We start from the raw sequence: 16,467 nt of genomic DNA, 5'->3' as shown, positions 1-16,467 counted from the left end.
TGATAGCTAGCTACCACTGGCTAATAGCCAAGCTTATGGTTCGCAAAATCATTCACCTCGACATGGATGCGTTTTACGCTTCTGTGGAGCAGCGCGATGACCCCACCCTGCGGGGGCGGCCCGTGGCCGTGGGCGGCGCTCGCGACCGCGGCGTGGTAGCGGCCGCCAGCTACGAGGCGCGGCAGTTTGGGGTGCGCTCGGCCATGCCTTCGAGCACGGCCCGCCGCCGCTGCCCCGAGCTGGTGTTTGTGAAGCCGCGCTTTGAGGTGTACCGGGCTGTGTCGCAGCAGGTGCGGGCCATCATGGCCGATTATACACCCCTCATCGAGCCGCTGTCCTTAGATGAGGCCTACCTCGACGTGACCGAACAGCTGCCACCGCACACCACCGCCACGCAGTGGGCCCGCGAAATCCGGGCCCGCATTCGCACCGAAACGGGGCTGACGGCCTCGGCCGGTATTTCCTATAATAAGTTTTTGGCCAAGCTGGCCTCCGACCACCGCAAGCCCGACGGGCAGTTCGTGATTCGGCCGCACGAGGGACCAGCGTTTGTGGAGGCGCTGTCGGTAGGGCAGTTTCACGGTATCGGGCCGGCTACGGCGGCGCGGCTCAATGCCCTAGGTATCTTCACCGGCCACGACCTGCGCCAGCAATCGGAGGCTTTTCTGCGCCAGCATTTTGGCAAGGCTGGCGGCTATTACTACGCCATTGCCCGCGCCGAAGACCACCGCCCCGTGGTGCCCGACCGCGTGCGCAAGTCTATCGGCTCCGAGACCACTTTCTTCCAAAGCCTCACCGAGCCGGCCGAGTTTTACGATAGCCTTGCGCCGCTGCTGGCTGGCGTGTGGGCCAGCGCCGAGCGCCTAGGGGTAGTGGCGCGCTCCGTCACGCTGAAAATGAAATACGACGACTTTCGGCAAATCACGCGTAGCCGCAGTGCCCTATCGCCCTTGCGCACGTTGGCGCAGTTCACGCAGGTTAGCCACGAATTATTGGCTCCGCTGCTGCCCCCAGCCCAGGGCGTGCGCCTGCTAGGCGTGGCCTTGTCGGGGCTGGAGGGAGTAGGGGGCGGTGGAGTAGGGCAGCAGTTGGGATTATTTTAACCTAGGTAATGGGTGTCATGCTGTTCAGCATGACACCCATTGCTTCTTGCTTCCGTTGCCCAGGTCAAGCTACTCCGTCTTTGCTTCCTCCACTTTTTCCTCCCCAATCCACACCGACTTCTGATTTACAAATTCTCGGATACCTAAGAAGGAAAGCTCACGCCCGTAGCCCGATTTTTTCACTCCACCAAAGGGCAGTTCATTCATCGACTTCACGAGGCCGTTCACGAACACCGCCCCGCTTTCTAGCTGCCGCGCCATTGCTTCGGCCTTCGCCAGGTCCTTGGTCCATACGGCGGCACCTAGGCCAAAGCGCGAATCGTTGGCGAGGCGCACAGCGTCATCAGCATCCTGGGCGCTGAGCACTAAAGCCACGGGACCAAAAAACTCTTCGGCGTAAGCCCGCTGGCCTGGCCGGATGTTGGTAAGAATCACGGGGTCGAAGCGAGGTGAGTCAAGGTCGGGTTGGCCGCCCGCTAGCTCGGTATGGGCGCCCTGGGCCACACTATCGGCTACTTGTTGGGTTAGGTTCTCGGCTAGGTCGAGGCGGGCCAGCGGGCCGTAGTCGGTAGCTTCGTCGAGTGGGTCGCCGTAGTGCAGGGCTTGCAAGTGCTCCTTTACTAGCGCCACAAATTCATCGTGAATAGACGCTTCCACAATAAAGCGCTTGGCCGCAATGCAGCTTTGACCAGCGTTTATCATGCGGGCCTGCGCGGCCGTTTGGGCCGCAACTGCTAGGTCGGCATCGGCCAGCACGATGAAGGGGTCGGAGCCACCTAGCTCTAGCACACTCTTCTTAATATGCTGCCCGGCCGCGGCAGCCACGGCGGCGCCGGCCCGCTCCGAGCCGGTGAGCGTCACGGCGGCTACCCGGTCGTCGGCAATGAGGCCAGCCACAGGCTCCGTCTCGATAAGAAGCGCGCGGAAAGCAGCGGGCGGCAAGCCCGCATCGTGGAAAAGCTTTTCGAGGGCCAGCGCGCACTGTGGCACATTAGGGGCGTGCTTTAGCAAGCCCACATTGCCAGCCATGAGGGCGGGCGCGGCGAAGCGCACCACCTGCCACATGGGGAAGTTCCAGGGCATGATAGCCAGCACCACGCCCAGCGGCGCATAGCTCAAAAAGCTGCGGCCACCTTCGGTCTTGATTTCTTCATCGGCCAAGAAGCTCTCCGCATGGTCGGCGTAGTAGTCGCAGCAAGCGGCGCACTTCTGGGCCTCGGCGCGGCCATCGCGTACGGGCTTGCCCATTTCGATGGCCATGAGGTGAGCTAGCTCGTGCTGGCGGCGGCGCAGCAGCTCGGCCGCTTGGCGCAGCACGGCGGCGCGCTCGGCAAAAGAAGTGGTGCGCCACTCGGCGGCGGCTTGGTACGCCTCAGCGAGAATCTGTTCGGTTTCGGCTGCCGAGAAGGCCGGGAAGCTATGCAGTACTTCGTTGGTATAAGGATTATGAGATTCGATAGCCATGAGCGTGAGTAGCCGGTAGGGCAAAAACAAGAAATTTTAAGCCTTAAAACCCCGCTAGCAGTCCCTAGGTTGTGTCTGGGCCCTCGGCCAAGGGCCAAAGGCGTCGGTCTTACCTTCGAAACCTGTTATTTTCGCCCGCGGCTACCGAACGATTACCCCGGTGGCGCTGGTTTTTATCCAACTGCCTATCTCCCGTGTCCGACGAACCACTTATTTCTATTCCCACGGCCGCCGAGGCGGCGTTAGTCAGACGCCTGCGAGCGCGCGACGAAACGGCCATGACCGAGTTTTACGACCGGTATTCAGCAGCGCTCTACGGGGTCATTCAGCGCATTGTAAAAGCGGAGGATGAAGCCGAGGATGTACTGCAGGAAGCGCTGGTCAAAATCTGGCACGCCATCGAGAGCTACGACCCGAGCAAAGGGCGCTTGTTTACCTGGGTGGTAAATATTAGCCGGAATTTAGCGATTGATAAAATCCGCTCGCGCCAGCACCGCGTAAGTTCTCGCACCCAGGGCCTCGATGACAGCCTAGCCGCTCAGCGGCAGGCCGCCCCGGCTACCTTCCGCCCCGAGCACGTCGGCTTGCAAGAGATTACCAAGCAGTTAGTGCCCGAGCAGCGCCAGGTTATCGACCTGCTCTATTTCGGTGGCTTCACGCAGAGTGAAGCGGCCGAAGAACTCAACCTGCCGCTAGGCACCGTGAAAACCCGAGCCCGAACCGCCCTTAAGGTTCTCGCCAAACTTATTCGCTAATCGCGCCCGCTTCGTGGAAAATTATCAAGAAATATTGGAATCTGGACGCCTAGAGCAGTACGCCCTAGGTGAGCTTGACCCCGCCGCCCGGGCCGAGGTGGAGGCGCAGGCTAGCCGCTATCCCGAAGTGCGGGAAGAGCTAGACGCGCTGCTTGCTGGCCTCGATGTATATGCTGAAGCTCATGCCATTACGCCTCCTGCTGGCATGCGTGAGCGCGTGCTAGGCCGCGTGCTGGCCGAAATAGGCACGGCTGCCCCCACAGCACCCGCCGCTGCACCTGCGCCGGAAGTGCCCACCATGCGCGTATCGGCCTCGAACCCGCACGTAGCCAGCCCGCCGCCTGCTGCCGCACCTACTGCCCGCCGCAGTGGCTGGGCTATTGCGGCCTCCGTAGCCTTGCTGCTGAGCTTGGTAGGCAATGCGCTGTTGTACACTAACCTACAGCAGACGCGTAGCGACCTGGCCGTGGCCCTGAGTGAGCAAACCCGCTTTGCCAGCGCCACACAGGTGATGGAGCGTCGCCTGAGCTCAACCCAAGAGCAACTGCATGTGCTGCGCTCGCCCGATGAGTATAAGCTAGTGGCCCTGGCTGGCACGCCGGCCCACCCCACAGCCCGCGCCCGCGTGCTCTTCAATAAAGTAGCTCACCGTGTGTACGTTGATGTGGCGCAGCTGCCACCGCTGCCACCTGGCAAGCAGTACCAGCTATGGGCCCTCGACCAGGGTAAGCCCGTGGATGCGGGCGTGCTCACGGCTGCCACTACAGCTGGCGATGGCTTGCAGCAGATGAAGGATATTGGTAGCGCCCAGGCCTTCGCCATGACGGTGGAGCCCACTGGCGGCAGCGCTGGCCCCACGCTCGACACCATGACCGTGATTGGGAATATCTAAGAAATAAGCGAAAGATTATTACGCAATAAATAGCTAATAATCACATGTTAAAAGGCGATGTGTTGCTTCTCGATGCAGAAGCGGCACGTCGCCTTTTAACATTTTGCTCGTTTTTTGCTTAAAGCTGTGCATAATTCGAAGGATACCAATATATTCCATGCACGGTACCATTTTTACGTTGCTGAAGCGTTACGTTCAGACGCAGTACGACCATAGCACGTGGGTGCGATTACTGGATGCTGCTGGTCTCAGCGCGGCCGATTTCAATCATAAATCGGTGTATCCCGACGAGCACATGTACGCCCTAGTCGGCCAAGCTGCCCAAATGACCGGTATTCCAACCGGTGAACTGCATGAGAAATTCGGCGAGTACCTGGTGCCTGACCTCATGTATATGTATCAGAAATACCTGGACCCCAACTGGCGCACGCTCGACATGCTAGAGCATACCGAGGGCCGCATGCACACCCAGGTGCGCCGTGAGCACACCGAAAACGCACCGCCCGTGCTCGAGGTCAAGCGCTTAGGTGAGAATGAGCTCCTAATTAATTACGTGTCAGCGCGTCGTATGGGCGGGCTAGCCGTGGGCATTGTGCGCGGTTTAGCTGCTTATTATGACGAAGCCGACCGCATCGACGTAATGCCAACCACTAGCGAAGACGGCGAGCGTGTGCAAATCCATGTTCGCCGGACCTAAGACAATAGGTTGGACTTTGCAGTCCAACCTATTGCTAAAATAACCTAGGCTGCATGGGGCGTCCCGGACCGCCGGGCTGGTAGTCATCAGTTTCGTGGTCGTCTTCGTCGTCCACGTCGCTTTCTTCCATTTCTACTTCAAGCTCGTCTTCGTCCTCTTCGGGCGTTTCATCTTCCTCATCGAGCGAGTCAAATACGCGGTCGAGCGAGGCTTCGGCGTGGCGCAGCTTGTGGCGGCACAGGCGGATAAGCTCGGCCGAGCGCTCGGCGCGGGCCGTGAGGTCATCGACATCTACTTGGTCGGTTTCGAGGCTGCGCAGAATGGTTTCCAGCTCTTGAATGGCTTCGTTGTAAGTCACTTGATTGAATTATAAATTTTAAACTTATGAGTTATGAGGTAGGGGAGCGGCCGGCTGAACTGACGCAGAGTGCTGGCGTAGCAGCTGGTTTTCCTGCCGTAGCGCTGTTACCTCCAAGCTCATGGCTTTTAACTCATGCCCTTTGATTGCTTTGAGAAAGCCGTGCTGCATCACGTAGCGCTGGCGCAAGAGCTGCTCGCGGCGGCGCTGGTGGTGGCGCACAAAGCGGCGCAGTACCGTGCGCGAGCGGCGGCGCAAGCGCTGCTCCTCATGCCCTAGGGCGCGGCGGGCTGCTTGGGGCAGGGTATAGCGAAAGCTTTCGAGGTGCTGGCCGAGCTGGCGCAGGTGCTGGCGCGGGGCCTGTGTGGCTTGGCGGCTGCGCTGCGCCAGGGTTTCCTGGGCTTGGCGCAGCTGCTGGCGAGCCGCTTCGCGCGAATGGTCGGCCAAGCGCTGCAGGCGAGCGTGGTGCTGGGCCAAGTGCTGGCGGCTGCGGTCGGCTACGCGCTCGGCCAGCTCCATCACCAGCGCTTCGAGGCGGGCAAGGCGCTCGACCAAGAAAGCCGCCACGGCAGTGGGCGTTTTGAGCGCGCGGTAAGCTACTAGGTCTATTACAGCTTCGTCGCGCTCGTGGCCGATGCCTGTGAGCACCGGCAGCGGAAACGAGGCCACGGCCGCCGCCAGCCCGTATTCGTCAAAAGCCAATAAGTCGGTCTTCGAGCCACCACCGCGAATGATAATAACCGTATCGAACTGCCCGCGGCGGGGACGAATGGCATCGAGCGCGGCCCGAATGCTAGCAGGTGAGTCTTCGCCCTGCATCAGGGCCGGAAAGAGGGTAAGTGCGAAGTCATAAGGTGCTTCTTCAAGCTGACGCACAAAGTCTTGAAAGCCCGCCGCGGTAGGGGAGGAGATGACCGCCAGCCGCTGCGGCCCTAGGGGCAGCGTTAGCTCTTGTTGGCGCTCCAGCAGGTCTTTCTCGGCAAGCTTGCGCAGGGTAGCCAGGCGCTGGCGCGCTAGTTCGCCCACGGTGTAGCTGGGGTCGAGAGCTAGTACATCGAGCGAGAAGCCGTACTGCTCATGAAAGGTCACCTTCACACGCAGCAGCAGGCGCAGGCCGGGGCGCAGCTCCTGGCCGGTGGCCTCGGTGAAGGCGGGCGCAATTTGCTGGTAGCGGCTACCCCAGAGCGTGGCCCGTGCCTGCGCCGTGAAGCCTAGGGCCTCGGCGCCCGCGGCGGGCTCGGTCAGGGTGAGGTAGCAGTGGCCGCCCACTTGGCGCGGGCGTGTCATATCGGCCACCTCGGCTACCACCCAGTAGCTGTCAGGAAAGCGGTGGTGCAGGGCGGCGCGCACCTGCGTCAGCAGCGCCCCTAGGCTGAGCGGGGCAGCCGGCTCGGTGGGGGTAGGGGCGGCACGGCGGGGGTAAAGCGGCATGTAGGAATACTAGCGCGTAACGGCTGCGCGAGCTTATAAAGGTACGGCAGGCTAAAAAAGTTGGTGGTAGTGCTACCTAGTGTGTCCGACTGAGGCGAGGGTAACTGCTGCAACTGGTATGAGTTACGGCTTTGCCTAAACTTGCGCCAGTCAGAGCCAGTTGCGGGTGCTCGTGCCAGTTGGGGGCAGCTACCAATGCGGGAGTAAGGAGTTTAACGACCTTAGCGCCGAACTTTTTGCGCGTGCCTGCGCCTTAGCCAACTAGCCGCTGGATAGGGCAATTTTGTGCTGGCCCGTACCTTGCGGCTTACAACTCACTCTCTTTTCCCCTCTCACCCCACTTTTATGATGAATTCGTCCCGGCACCTGCGTGGCGCGGCTCTCGTAGCAGCTCTCCTAGGTTTCGGCGCTAGCACCCCCGCGCTGGCCCAGAAAACAACTACTGCTGCTCCCCGCGGCATCAACCCGGCTTACATCGATAAATCGGTAGCGCCGTGCGATAACTTCTTTCAATATGCCTCGGGCAACTGGCTAAAGAGCCACCCGGTGCCGGCTGCTGAGAGCCGCTGGGGCAGCTTCAACGAGCTAGCCGACCGCAACAACGCCACCCAGAAAGCCATTTTAGAAGACCTGGTGCGCGGTGCGGGCACGGCCAAGCCGGGCTCTAATGCCCAAAAAGTAGGCTACTTCTATGCTTCGGCTATGGACACGGCCGCTATTGATGCGGCGGGCCTCAAGTACTTGAAGCCCTACCTCAACCGCATCAACGGCATCCAAACCTTGCCGCAGATGCAGCAATTCTTGGCCGACCCGCGGGCGCAGGCTGGTAGCGTGTGGTATGGTTTCGGCGTGGGCCAAGATGAGAAAATTAGTACCCAGTACGCCGTACAGGTGTATCAGGGTGGCCTCTCGCTACCCGACCGCGACTACTACCTGAGCGATAACGGCCGCATGAAAAACATCCGGGCTGCGTACCAGACCTACCAGACCAACCTGTTCAAGCTCCTAGGTGACGATGCGGCCACTGCAGCCAAGAATGCCGCGACTGTAACCCGCATCGAAACCAAACTGGCCCAGGCCAGCCGTAGCCGTGTAGACCTGCGTGACCCGCAGAAGAACTACAACAAAATGACGGTGGCGCAGCTCAGCAAGGAGTATCCCAACATTGACTTCTCGCAAGTACTGAAGGCCAGCGGCCTCGGCACGGCCAAGGAAATCATTGTGGGCCAGCCCGAATACTTGAAAGAGGTAAACGCCATGCTGGCCGCCGAGCCCATCGCCGACCAGAAGCAGTACCTGCGCTTTCACCTCGTTACGAGCCTCATTCCGGCCCTGCCCAAGACGTTTGGCGACGAGTCGTTCCGCTTCGCGCAGGTGCTGACGGGCGCCAAGCAGCAGCAGCCTCGCTGGAAGCGCAGCCTGCGCGCCACCGACGGCGCCCTAGGGGAGGCCTTTGGCCAGCTCTACGTAGACAAGGCGTTTACGCCGGCCGCCAAGGCGAAAGCCAAGGAAATGATTGAGAACCTGCGCGCGGCCTACGCCGAGCGCATCATGAAAACCGACTGGATGAGCGCCGCCACCAAGAAGGAGGCCATCACCAAGCTCAACGCTTTCGCGGTGAAAATCGGTTATCCCGATAAGTGGAAGGACTACTCGAAGCTGAACATCGTGCGCGACAGCTACCTCAATAACGTAGTGGCCGCCCGCATTTGGCGCAACCAAGATGAGCTAAACCACTTCGGCAAGCCCATTGACCGGAGCGAGTGGGGCATGACGCCGCCCACCGTGAACGCCTACTACAACCCGCCGATGAACGAGATTGTGTTCCCGGCCGGCATCTTGCAGCCCCCGTTCTACGACCCCAAGGCCGACGACGCAGTAAACTACGGCGGCATCGGCGCCGTGATTGGCCACGAAATGACCCACGGCTTTGACGACCAGGGCCGCCAGTACGATTCGAAGGGCAACCTGCGCGACTGGTGGACCAAGGAAGACAATGACAAGTTCAACGCCAAGGCCGCGATGGTGGGCAAGCAGTACGACGCTTTCTCGCCCCTCGACTCGGTACACGTGAACGGCAAGCTGACCATGGGCGAGAACCTGGCCGACCTAGGTGGCCTCACCATCGCCTACCAGGCTTATCAGAAAACGCCCGAGTTTAAGGCCAATAAGAGCATCGACGGCTTCACGCCTGCGCAGCGCTTCTTCCTAGGCTGGGCCCAAATCTGGCGTGGCAACGCCCGCCCCGAGTATGTGCGCCAGCAAGTGCAAACCGACCCACACTCGCCGGAGCAGTTCCGCACCAACGGCCCGCTCATGAACATGCCCGAGTTCTACGAGGCTTTCGGCTGCAAGCCTACCGATAAGATGGAGCGCCCTGCCGCCGAGCAGGCTCGCATCTGGTAAGTAGTGGTGTACCGTAGACCCTGCGGGTCCGCGAGTTGATTCCTTTACTAAGCCCTACTCACGCGCGGACTCACAGAGTCCGCGGTACGCAAGAACCCGCCCTCCCTAGGGGGCGGGTTTTTTGTGTAAGTAGGACTTGCCGCCAAGAGGTCAAAATTTAGGCATTATTATGCAACTGTGAAGCTTTGCAGCCATCTATACCTTACTTTCACGACCCCTATTGCTCCCTACACTTCACATTTTTTATGACATCCACTACTATCTCGCGGCTGGTGCTGGCCACGCTCGGCCTAGGTGGCCTGGCCGCCACCACGGCCTTTGGGCCGCCCGCCAAGCCGAATCCGCCCCAGAAAGGCATCGGCATCAACCTGGCTAACATCGATACGTCGGTGCAGCCGTGCGAAGACTTTTATCACTACGCCAATGGCGCTTGGCTGAAAAACAACCCCGTGCCGGCCGCCGAAACGCGCTGGGGTGCCTTCAACGAGCTGGCTAATAACAACCAGGCTGTAGAGCGCCGCATTTTGGAGAAAGCTGCCGCCAATCGCACCGCCAAGCCTGGCTCGAATGACCAGAAGGTGGGCGATTTCTACGCCGCCGCCATGGACTCGGTGGGCATTGAAAAGGCTGGCCTCAAGTACTTACAGCCGCGCCTCGACGAGATTAAGAACCTCAAGAGCCTGGCCGATGTGCAGAAGTACATGGCCAGCCCGCACTACTCGGGCGGCTGGTACGGTATGGGCGTGGGCCAGGACAGCAAAAACAGCACTCAGTATGCTGTGCAGCTGCGCCAGGGCGGCCTAGGCCTCGGCGACCGCGACTACTACCTCAAGCAGGATGGCCGCTCGAAAGCTGTGCGCACGGCCTACAAGGCCTACATGACCAGCATTTTCCAGCTCCTAGGTGACGCGCCGAGCCTGGCTGCCACCAATGCCGATGCAGTGCTGGCGCTGGAAACCAAAATTGCCGAGGCCAGCCGCGACCGTGTAGCCCTGCGCGACCGCCTCAAGAACTACAACAAGGTGCCCGTGGCCCAGGCCGCCAAGGACTACCCCAACCTGAACCTGCCCCTGCGCCTGAAAGAATCCGGCCTAGGTAGCGCCCAGGACGTGATTATTGGTCAGCCCGAGTTCTTGGCTTCGGTCAATAACCTAATGGCCAATACGCCCATTGCCGACCAGCAGCAGTATCTGCGCTGGAATCTGGTAGATGGCACTACTTCGGCTCTGCCCAAGGCTTATGGCGATGCCAACTTCCGCTTTCAGCAAGTGCTGACGGGGGCCAAGCAGCAGCAGCCTCGCTGGAAGCGCGCCCTACGCGCTACCGATGGTGCCCTAGGTGAGGCATTTGGCCAACTCTACGTTGATGAGGCGTTTTCGCCCGCTGCCAAGGCTCGCGCCAAGCAGATGGTTGAAAACCTGCGCGCGGCCTACGCCGAGCGCATTATGGCCACCGACTGGATGAGCGCTGCCACTAAGAAAGAAGCCATCCAGAAGCTGAACGCCTTCGCCGTGAAAATTGGCTATCCTGACAAATGGAAGGACTACTCGAAGCTGAAAATCACTCGCGAGAGTGCCTTGCAAAACCTGTTTGCTACCGCTGAATGGCGCCGCGCCGACAACCTGGCCAAGTTTGGCAAGCCCATCGACCGGGGCGAGTGGGGTATGACGCCGCCCACCGTGAATGCTTACTACAATTCGAGCATGAATGAAATCGTGTTCCCGGCCGGCATTTTGCAGCCTCCGTTCTACGACCCCAAGGCCGACGATGCTGTGAACTATGGTGGCGTGGGCGCGGTAATCGGCCACGAAATGACGCACGGCTTCGACGACCAGGGCCGCCGCTCAGATGCCAAAGGCAACCTGCGCGACTGGTGGACTAAGGAGGACAACGAGAAGTTCAACGCCAAAGCCGACATGGTGGGCAAGCAGTACGACGCCTTCTCGCCCCTCGACTCGGTGCACGTGAATGGTAAGCTGACGATGGGCGAAAACCTAGCTGACATCGGCGGCATCACCATCGCCTACCAAGCCTTCCAAAAAACGGCTCAGTTCAAGGGCGGCCAAAAGATTGATGGCTTCACGCCCGCGCAGCGCTTCTTCCTCGGCTACGCTCAAATCTGGCGCGCCAACCAGCGCCCCGAAGCCCTGCGCCAACAGGTGCAAACCGACCCGCACTCGCCCGGCCAGTACCGCACCAACGGCCCGCTCATGAACATGCCCGAGTTCTACGAGGCCTTCGGTTGCAAAGACGGCAACAAGATGGTGCGCGCTGCGGCCGACCGCTCGCGCATTTGGTAAGCCTTTTGCAGTAATGCTAAACAAAAAAAGCCTGGCCGTGATGGTCAGGCTTTTTTTGTTTGACTAGCCTCCACCTAAGTCTAAGCTGTGCCAGTATTGGTAAAATTTGCCGGTAGCCAGATTGTAATAAATTGACCAGTGGTCGGCGCCACCATCCCCAATAAGTAGGTATGCGCGCAGCCACTGCGGCACGTAGCCAGGCGGTGTGGGGCGCAGGCCGATGTCCTCGGCGGAAAAGGCTACGTCGCCGAGGAGGTTGATAAACAAACAGGGTTGCTTGCGCTGATTGTAAAAGCCGAAATACTGTCGGTGGTATTGTCTTAGTCGTTGCGTGATGCTTTGGGCATAAGTCGAATCTCGACGAGTTTTGGGAGCTGAGTTTACGTTCAACAACTGCACCACTGCTAGCGCCTGTTCGGCAACCGCGGCTTGTGAGGTAGTCGGCGTGAAGCGGCGAGATAGAACCAGCTTTTTTTCGGGAATCCAGGCCGGCAACTGGGCCACTGCCGGAAACAATGCACAGTCGGCCCCATTCACCTGCTCCCTCGTGGCAACTGTGTCTTTAGGCGTGGATGCTGTTTGAGCAATAGCAGCTAGCGGTACGCTACTTATTATTACTGCTAGAGGGAAGGCATACATTAAGGCTTTTTGTCAAATGCAAACTAATGTAACTGCAATAAACTTTTTGTAGACGCCTGCTTCCTACTCCTGCGCTTGTACAGCGGTAGCATTATTCGCCACAGCTATAAAATGGCAGGCGCTACAGCATTGCGCTGAGTACTTTTGTTTATCAACTGTTAATTACTAAAACTTTATTCCTACCCGTACTTTATGAAGAAGATTATTCTTAGCCTAGGTCTCGCCGTCGCGCTGCTGGGTCCGCTGGCCCCAGCAGCCCACGCCTGGGGCTTCTTTGGGCACCGCGTTATCACGCAGGTAGCTATCTATGAGCTGCCAGCTAGCATGCAGGCGTTCTATTTCCGGCACATGCCTGAGCTGGTGCGCCTGTGCACCGCTCCCGACGAGCGCCGCAACCAAGACAAAGCCGAGGCCAGCCGCCACTATATCGACATGGACCACTACGCCGAGGATAACCCCTTTGCCAAAATGCCCCGTGATTATGAGAATGCGCAGGAGAAATTCACGGCTGACACCCTGCGCAAATACGGCACTGTGCCCTGGACGGTGCTCGAGAATCGCACCAAGCTAGTGGAAGCCTTCCGCGAGCGCGATACTACGGCCATTGTCAAGTACTCAGCCGAGCTAGCGCACTACGTGGAAGATGCCTTTGTGCCGCTGCACACCACCGTCAACTACGACGGCCAGCTTACCAACCAGGGCGGCCTGCACAGCCTTTGGGAAAGTCAATTGCCTGAGCGCTACATCTTGACCTACAAGCTGAGTGGGGATGAGGCCAAGGCACCCGCCAATTCGCAAGACGCTATTTGGGGGGTTATCCAGAACAGCTACGGCTTCCTTACGGCCACGTTCGACCTCGAAACCAAGGCTAGCAAGGGCTTTACGCCCCAAACTAAGTACACTTATACCCACCGCTTTGGGAAAACTCAGCGCCGCTACTCCGATGCCTTCGCCGATGAGTACAACAAGCTAGTAGGTGGACAGGTCGATTTTCGGATGCGCCAGGCCGCACCTATGGTAGCTTCGTTTTGGCTGTCGGCTTGGCAAGAAGCCGGCCGCCCCGACCTAAGTGGCCTCATGTACCCAGCCAAGCTTAGCAAGGAAGAAAAAGAAAAATTAGATGTGCAGCTCAAAGCCTTCAAAGCCAATACGCTGCCGCAAGACCAGCTACTGCTGGCCCAGCAGAAGGAAAAGAAGGTAGAGGCCCCCGACGAGATAAAAGCCGCTGACCCCAACGAAGCCCTGCCGCCGCCCGAGCCCGAGCCTGCCCCCGCCGAGGAGCCCGCTGCTACCGTAACCACGCCCGCCGCCCCCGCTAAGGTGAAGGTGAAAACCAAAGGGGCCGCCGGTACCGAAAAAGCCAAAAGCAAGCCTAAGCCTGCAAGCTGGTAGGCTTGGATATAACACTACGGTTGTCAGTGCGAGGCGGAACGACGAAGCAACCCTTCCTTTACGTTTGCTAATACTAGCGACTGTGAAGGAAAGGTTGCTTCGTCGTTCCGCCTCGCACTGACAACCGCTTGTTTTTCGTAGCCATGTTTTTTCGCTTTCTTTTTATAAGTACTGCCCTAGGGCTGCTTGCCGCCTGTAACCCGGCCGATAAGCCTGCTACCGCGCCTACCAAGGCGGACCTACCGGGCCCCAACATCGCGACCCTTACTGATAGTACGGCCCCCGCTGCACTGCTCGCCTACGGCCAGCAGTATCCCGGCTCAGAAGTGCTGTTTAAGACGCGCCTAGGCAATATTCGGGTGAAGCTCTACGACGATACGCCCATTCACAAAGCCAACTTCCTGCTGTTGGCCCGGCGTGGTGTATTCGACGAAACGGTATTCAACCGGGTGGTGAAAAACTTTGCCGTGCAGGGCGGCCAAACCAGCGAGTCGCGCACCATTGCGTTGCGGCGCTACCGCTTGCCTTCCGAGGTGCGGCCCAATCACTTTCACTTCAAAGGTGCCTTAGGTATGGCTCGGTACAGCGATGAGGAAAACCCGCAGCGCCTATCATCCAATACCGACTTTTACTTTGTGGTGGGCAAGAAGCTGACGGCCGATGAAGCCCGCCGCAGCGCTAGCCGCCGCCTCACTCCCGAGCAGGCTAGCACCTACGCCGCCCGCGGCGGCGTGCCCGCGCTCGACGGCGCCTACACCATCTTCGGCGAAGTAATCGAAGGCCTAGACGTAGTGGATAAAATCTCGCAAGTGCCCGTGAACCCCAATGATAAGTGGCCCGAGCAAGACGTAGGAATGCAAGTAACGGTAGTAAAGTAATGAAGAGGTAGGCTCGCTAGCCGTGGACCCCACCCCCAGCCCCTCTCCTCCGGGAGAGGGGTGCCGACCGTAAGCAAACGTGAGCTTATGTTATTCAGTCGTCAGGCTCCCCTCTCCCGGAGGGGAGGGGCTGGGGGTGGGGTAACACGAGCGCCGAGTCCGCTATTCGCTCTTATACACCACGCCCGCTTTCATCACGAACCTAGGGCGGGTGAGAGTGGAGATATCCTGCAAAGGGTCGCCGTCTACGGCCACGACATCAGCATATTTGCCGGTTTCGAGGGCGCCTAGGTTGGTGGGGTCGCCTAGGAGCTGAGCGGCATTGAGGGTAGCGGCCCGGATGGCTTCGAGCGGTGGCATGCCGGCCTCAGTCATGTAGCCAAATTCCAGCGCATTTTGGCCGTGGCGATACACGCCGGCGTCGGTGCCGAAGGCCACGCGCACGCCCGCCTTGTAGGCGCGGCCGAAGGTGCCCTGCATTACGGTGCCGATGCTAAGTGCCTTGCCCGCTACCACGGCCGGAAAGTAGCCGGGGTGGCGGCGCGCCGTGTCGGCCACCGACTTGCCTGCAATGAGGGTAGGCACATACCAGGCCTTCGACTTCTTAAACAGCGCAATGCCTTCGTCATCCAGCAGCGAGCCGTGGTCGATGCTGCTCACGCCAGCCCGCAAGGCCCGCTTGATGCCCTCGGGGCCGTGGGCGTGGCAGGCCACGGGCATACCTAGGTCGCGGGCGGTTTCGACCACGGCTCGGATTTCTTCTTCGGTGTACTGCGGCCCGCTGCCGTTGGGGCTGAGGTCGAGCACGCCGCCGGTGCTGGCAATCTTGATGAGGTCGGCGCCGCGCTTAAACTGCTCGCGTACCGCCTGCCGGCACTGGTCGGGGCCATTGGCGATGTTGCTGGGGTGGCCCAGCTTTTCCATCATGTCGGCGCTGAGGCCGTCGCCCTCGTCCATGTGCCCGCCAGTAGCCGAAATGGCCGTGCCCGCCGAGTAGATGCGGGGCCCCGGCACGAGGCCGCGGTTCACAGCGTTGCGCAGGGCCGTGTTCACACCCGAGCCGCCGCAGTCGCGCACCGTGGTGAAGCCTGCTCGCAGCGTAGTCAAGGCGTAGCCTTGAGCGCGGTAGGCTATATCAGCTGGACCTAGGGTAAACTGGTCGGTGAAGGAACTGCGGCTCTGCTGGCTTTCGAGGTGCACGTGGCAGTCGATGAGGCCGGGCAGCACGGTCTTGTTTTCGAGGTTAACAACCTTGTCCTGCGCCGTAGCGGCCGTGTAGCCGGCCTGCACCGCCACAATGCGGTCCTTCTCCACCACCAGCGTCTGCTGAGTTAGCAAGCGGCCGCTGCGCACGTCGAGTAGGCGCCCGCAGTGCAGATAAGTTTTTTGGGCAAAAGCCGCCGGCCCAGCCAACCCTAGGGTAGTGAGTAGGAGCAAGGAGCGAGTAAGCGTGCGCATAGACGAAAAGACGAAAAAGTGTCAATATTTCGTCGCAAGCTACGCGGTGGCTTGGCTTTCACCAACCCCCACTAAGCATTACTCGTGTTCCGATTTCATGGGCTGCAACCGCGTCAGCAAATCAGTGAGATGCTGGTAGATAAAGTCAGCCGCCTGCTGGCGCATGCTATTAGCATCGCCCTTGAAGTGCGTGCGAAACTCGTGGATGTGTTTATCTATAAAAATGGACACGAACACGGTACCCACCGGCTTGTCGGGAGTGGCTGAGGGGCCGGGGCCGCAGAGGCCCGTCACGGCCACGCATACATCGGCCTGGGGTAGGTGGCGGTGCAGGCCCATTACCATTTCGTTGGTGGTCTGCTGACTTTCAGCCGAGTACAGTTCGATGGTTTCGGGGTTCACGCCCAGCAGTTGCTGCTTGGCTTGCACATGGTACGTCACCACTGAGCCCAGCAGCACGTCGCTGATACCCTCGGCTGGGGCCAATTGGGCTGCTACCAAGCCGCACGTACAGCTTTCGGCCAAGGCCAGGGTAAGCTTATACTGTAAAAAAAGCTTGACGAGAGGCGTGCAATCGGAAGGTGGAGGCGTGGGTTTCATGCAGGGTTTTGGCTAGAATAACTAGGAAGTGCGATGGTGTACTAAGCGCCCTACGTGACCAAGCCGCCGCAGTGTTGCGGCTGTGCTTATTGGC

Annotated in this window: 14 protein-coding genes; 8 read left to right on the top strand and 6 right to left on the bottom strand. The window is 59.8% G+C overall.

Annotated elements, in window-relative coordinates:
- The first annotated feature begins 35 nt into the window (after positions 1-35).
- Positions 36-1,103 carry a DNA polymerase IV gene (gene dinB / locus FNT36_RS17070; protein ID WP_144850154.1) on the top strand — a complete coding sequence of 356 codons (1,068 nt, stop codon included), beginning with the start codon at positions 36-38 and terminating at the stop codon, positions 1,101-1,103.
- A 69-nt stretch (positions 1,104-1,172) separates the two neighbouring features.
- Here dinB and FNT36_RS17065 read toward each other — a convergent pair whose 3' ends face one another.
- Positions 1,173-2,567 carry an NAD-dependent succinate-semialdehyde dehydrogenase gene (locus FNT36_RS17065; protein WP_144850152.1) on the bottom strand — a complete coding sequence of 465 codons (1,395 nt, stop codon included), beginning with the start codon at positions 2,565-2,567 and terminating at the stop codon, positions 1,173-1,175.
- 194 nt (positions 2,568-2,761) lie between these two features.
- On the opposite strand from FNT36_RS17065, the gene FNT36_RS17060 reads away from it, so the two are divergent.
- The 3 genes from FNT36_RS17060 (at position 2,762) to FNT36_RS17050 (ending at position 4,911) form a co-directional block, all read left to right on the top strand.
- A complete protein-coding gene (locus FNT36_RS17060) occupies positions 2,762-3,322 on the top strand; it encodes an RNA polymerase sigma factor (protein ID WP_233636005.1) in 561 nt (186 codons plus the stop codon).
- Between the two features lie 34 nt (positions 3,323-3,356).
- On the top strand, positions 3,357-4,214 hold the full coding sequence (locus tag FNT36_RS17055; protein WP_233636004.1) for an anti-sigma factor: 858 nt from the start codon (positions 3,357-3,359) through the stop codon (positions 4,212-4,214).
- A gap of 157 nt (positions 4,215-4,371) precedes the next feature.
- Complete coding sequence (locus FNT36_RS17050) at positions 4,372-4,911, top strand: heme NO-binding domain-containing protein (protein WP_144850148.1); 540 nt, start codon at positions 4,372-4,374, stop codon at positions 4,909-4,911.
- 34 nt (positions 4,912-4,945) lie between these two features.
- Here FNT36_RS17050 and xseB read toward each other — a convergent pair whose 3' ends face one another.
- Both xseB and xseA read right to left on the bottom strand, forming a co-directional pair.
- Entirely contained in the window at positions 4,946-5,269 is a 324-nt protein-coding gene (gene xseB, locus FNT36_RS17045) for an exodeoxyribonuclease VII small subunit (protein ID WP_144850146.1), read from the bottom strand.
- 24 nt (positions 5,270-5,293) lie between these two features.
- Positions 5,294-6,700, bottom strand: coding sequence for an exodeoxyribonuclease VII large subunit (gene xseA, locus FNT36_RS17040; protein ID WP_144850144.1), 1,407 nt, complete (start codon positions 6,698-6,700; stop codon positions 5,294-5,296).
- A 345-nt stretch (positions 6,701-7,045) separates the two neighbouring features.
- Here xseA and FNT36_RS17035 point away from each other — a divergent pair, with 345 nt between their 5' ends.
- The gene (locus tag FNT36_RS17035) at positions 7,046-9,106 is read left to right on the top strand and encodes a M13 family metallopeptidase (RefSeq protein WP_144850142.1); all 2,061 of its coding nucleotides are present in this window, start codon (positions 7,046-7,048) and stop codon (positions 9,104-9,106) included.
- A gap of 245 nt (positions 9,107-9,351) precedes the next feature.
- Positions 9,352-11,406, top strand: coding sequence for a M13 family metallopeptidase (locus tag FNT36_RS17030; RefSeq protein WP_144850141.1), 2,055 nt, complete (start codon positions 9,352-9,354; stop codon positions 11,404-11,406).
- 63 nt (positions 11,407-11,469) lie between these two features.
- On the opposite strand, the gene FNT36_RS25580 is transcribed toward FNT36_RS17030, so the two are convergent.
- Positions 11,470-11,673 carry a hypothetical protein gene (locus FNT36_RS25580; RefSeq protein WP_233636003.1) on the bottom strand — a complete coding sequence of 68 codons (204 nt, stop codon included), beginning with the start codon at positions 11,671-11,673 and terminating at the stop codon, positions 11,470-11,472.
- 564 nt (positions 11,674-12,237) lie between these two features.
- Here FNT36_RS25580 and FNT36_RS17020 point away from each other — a divergent pair.
- Complete coding sequence (locus FNT36_RS17020; RefSeq protein WP_144850137.1) at positions 12,238-13,437, top strand: zinc dependent phospholipase C family protein; 1,200 nt, start codon at positions 12,238-12,240, stop codon at positions 13,435-13,437.
- Positions 13,438-13,580: 143 nt separating this feature from the next.
- Positions 13,581-14,315, top strand: a complete 735-nt coding sequence (locus FNT36_RS17015) for a peptidylprolyl isomerase (protein ID WP_144850135.1) — start codon at positions 13,581-13,583, stop codon at positions 14,313-14,315.
- Positions 14,316-14,477: 162 nt separating this feature from the next.
- On the opposite strand, the gene FNT36_RS17010 is transcribed toward FNT36_RS17015, so the two are convergent.
- The gene (locus FNT36_RS17010; protein WP_144850133.1) at positions 14,478-15,773 is read right to left on the bottom strand and encodes a metal-dependent hydrolase family protein; all 1,296 of its coding nucleotides are present in this window, start codon (positions 15,771-15,773) and stop codon (positions 14,478-14,480) included.
- 78 nt (positions 15,774-15,851) lie between these two features.
- Entirely contained in the window at positions 15,852-16,373 is a 522-nt protein-coding gene (locus FNT36_RS17005; RefSeq protein WP_144850132.1) for a CinA family protein, read from the bottom strand.
- Positions 16,374-16,467: the final 94 nt, after the last annotated feature.

Origin of the sequence: Hymenobacter setariae (assembly GCF_007713685.1) — a bacterium.
Lineage (GTDB): Bacteria > Bacteroidota > Bacteroidia > Cytophagales > Hymenobacteraceae > Hymenobacter > Hymenobacter setariae.
Note: the sequence above shows the minus strand (reverse complement) of the source record. Positions and strands in the feature narration are given on the sequence as shown.

Coding starts and splice junctions, on each gene's coding strand:
- dinB (WP_144850154.1), top strand. CDS start 36: ATGGTTCGCAAAATCATTCACCTCGACATGGATGCGTTTTACGCTTCT.
- FNT36_RS17065 (WP_144850152.1), bottom strand. CDS start 2,567: ATGGCTATCGAATCTCATAATCCTTATACCAACGAAGTACTGCATAGC.
- FNT36_RS17050 (WP_144850148.1), top strand. CDS start 4,372: ATGCACGGTACCATTTTTACGTTGCTGAAGCGTTACGTTCAGACGCAG.
- xseA (WP_144850144.1), bottom strand. CDS start 6,700: ATGCCGCTTTACCCCCGCCGTGCCGCCCCTACCCCCACCGAGCCGGCT.
- FNT36_RS17035 (WP_144850142.1), top strand. CDS start 7,046: ATGATGAATTCGTCCCGGCACCTGCGTGGCGCGGCTCTCGTAGCAGCT.
- FNT36_RS17030 (WP_144850141.1), top strand. CDS start 9,352: ATGACATCCACTACTATCTCGCGGCTGGTGCTGGCCACGCTCGGCCTA.
- FNT36_RS17020 (WP_144850137.1), top strand. CDS start 12,238: ATGAAGAAGATTATTCTTAGCCTAGGTCTCGCCGTCGCGCTGCTGGGT.
- FNT36_RS17015 (WP_144850135.1), top strand. CDS start 13,581: ATGTTTTTTCGCTTTCTTTTTATAAGTACTGCCCTAGGGCTGCTTGCC.
- FNT36_RS17010 (WP_144850133.1), bottom strand. CDS start 15,773: ATGCGCACGCTTACTCGCTCCTTGCTCCTACTCACTACCCTAGGGTTG.
- FNT36_RS17005 (WP_144850132.1), bottom strand. CDS start 16,373: ATGAAACCCACGCCTCCACCTTCCGATTGCACGCCTCTCGTCAAGCTT.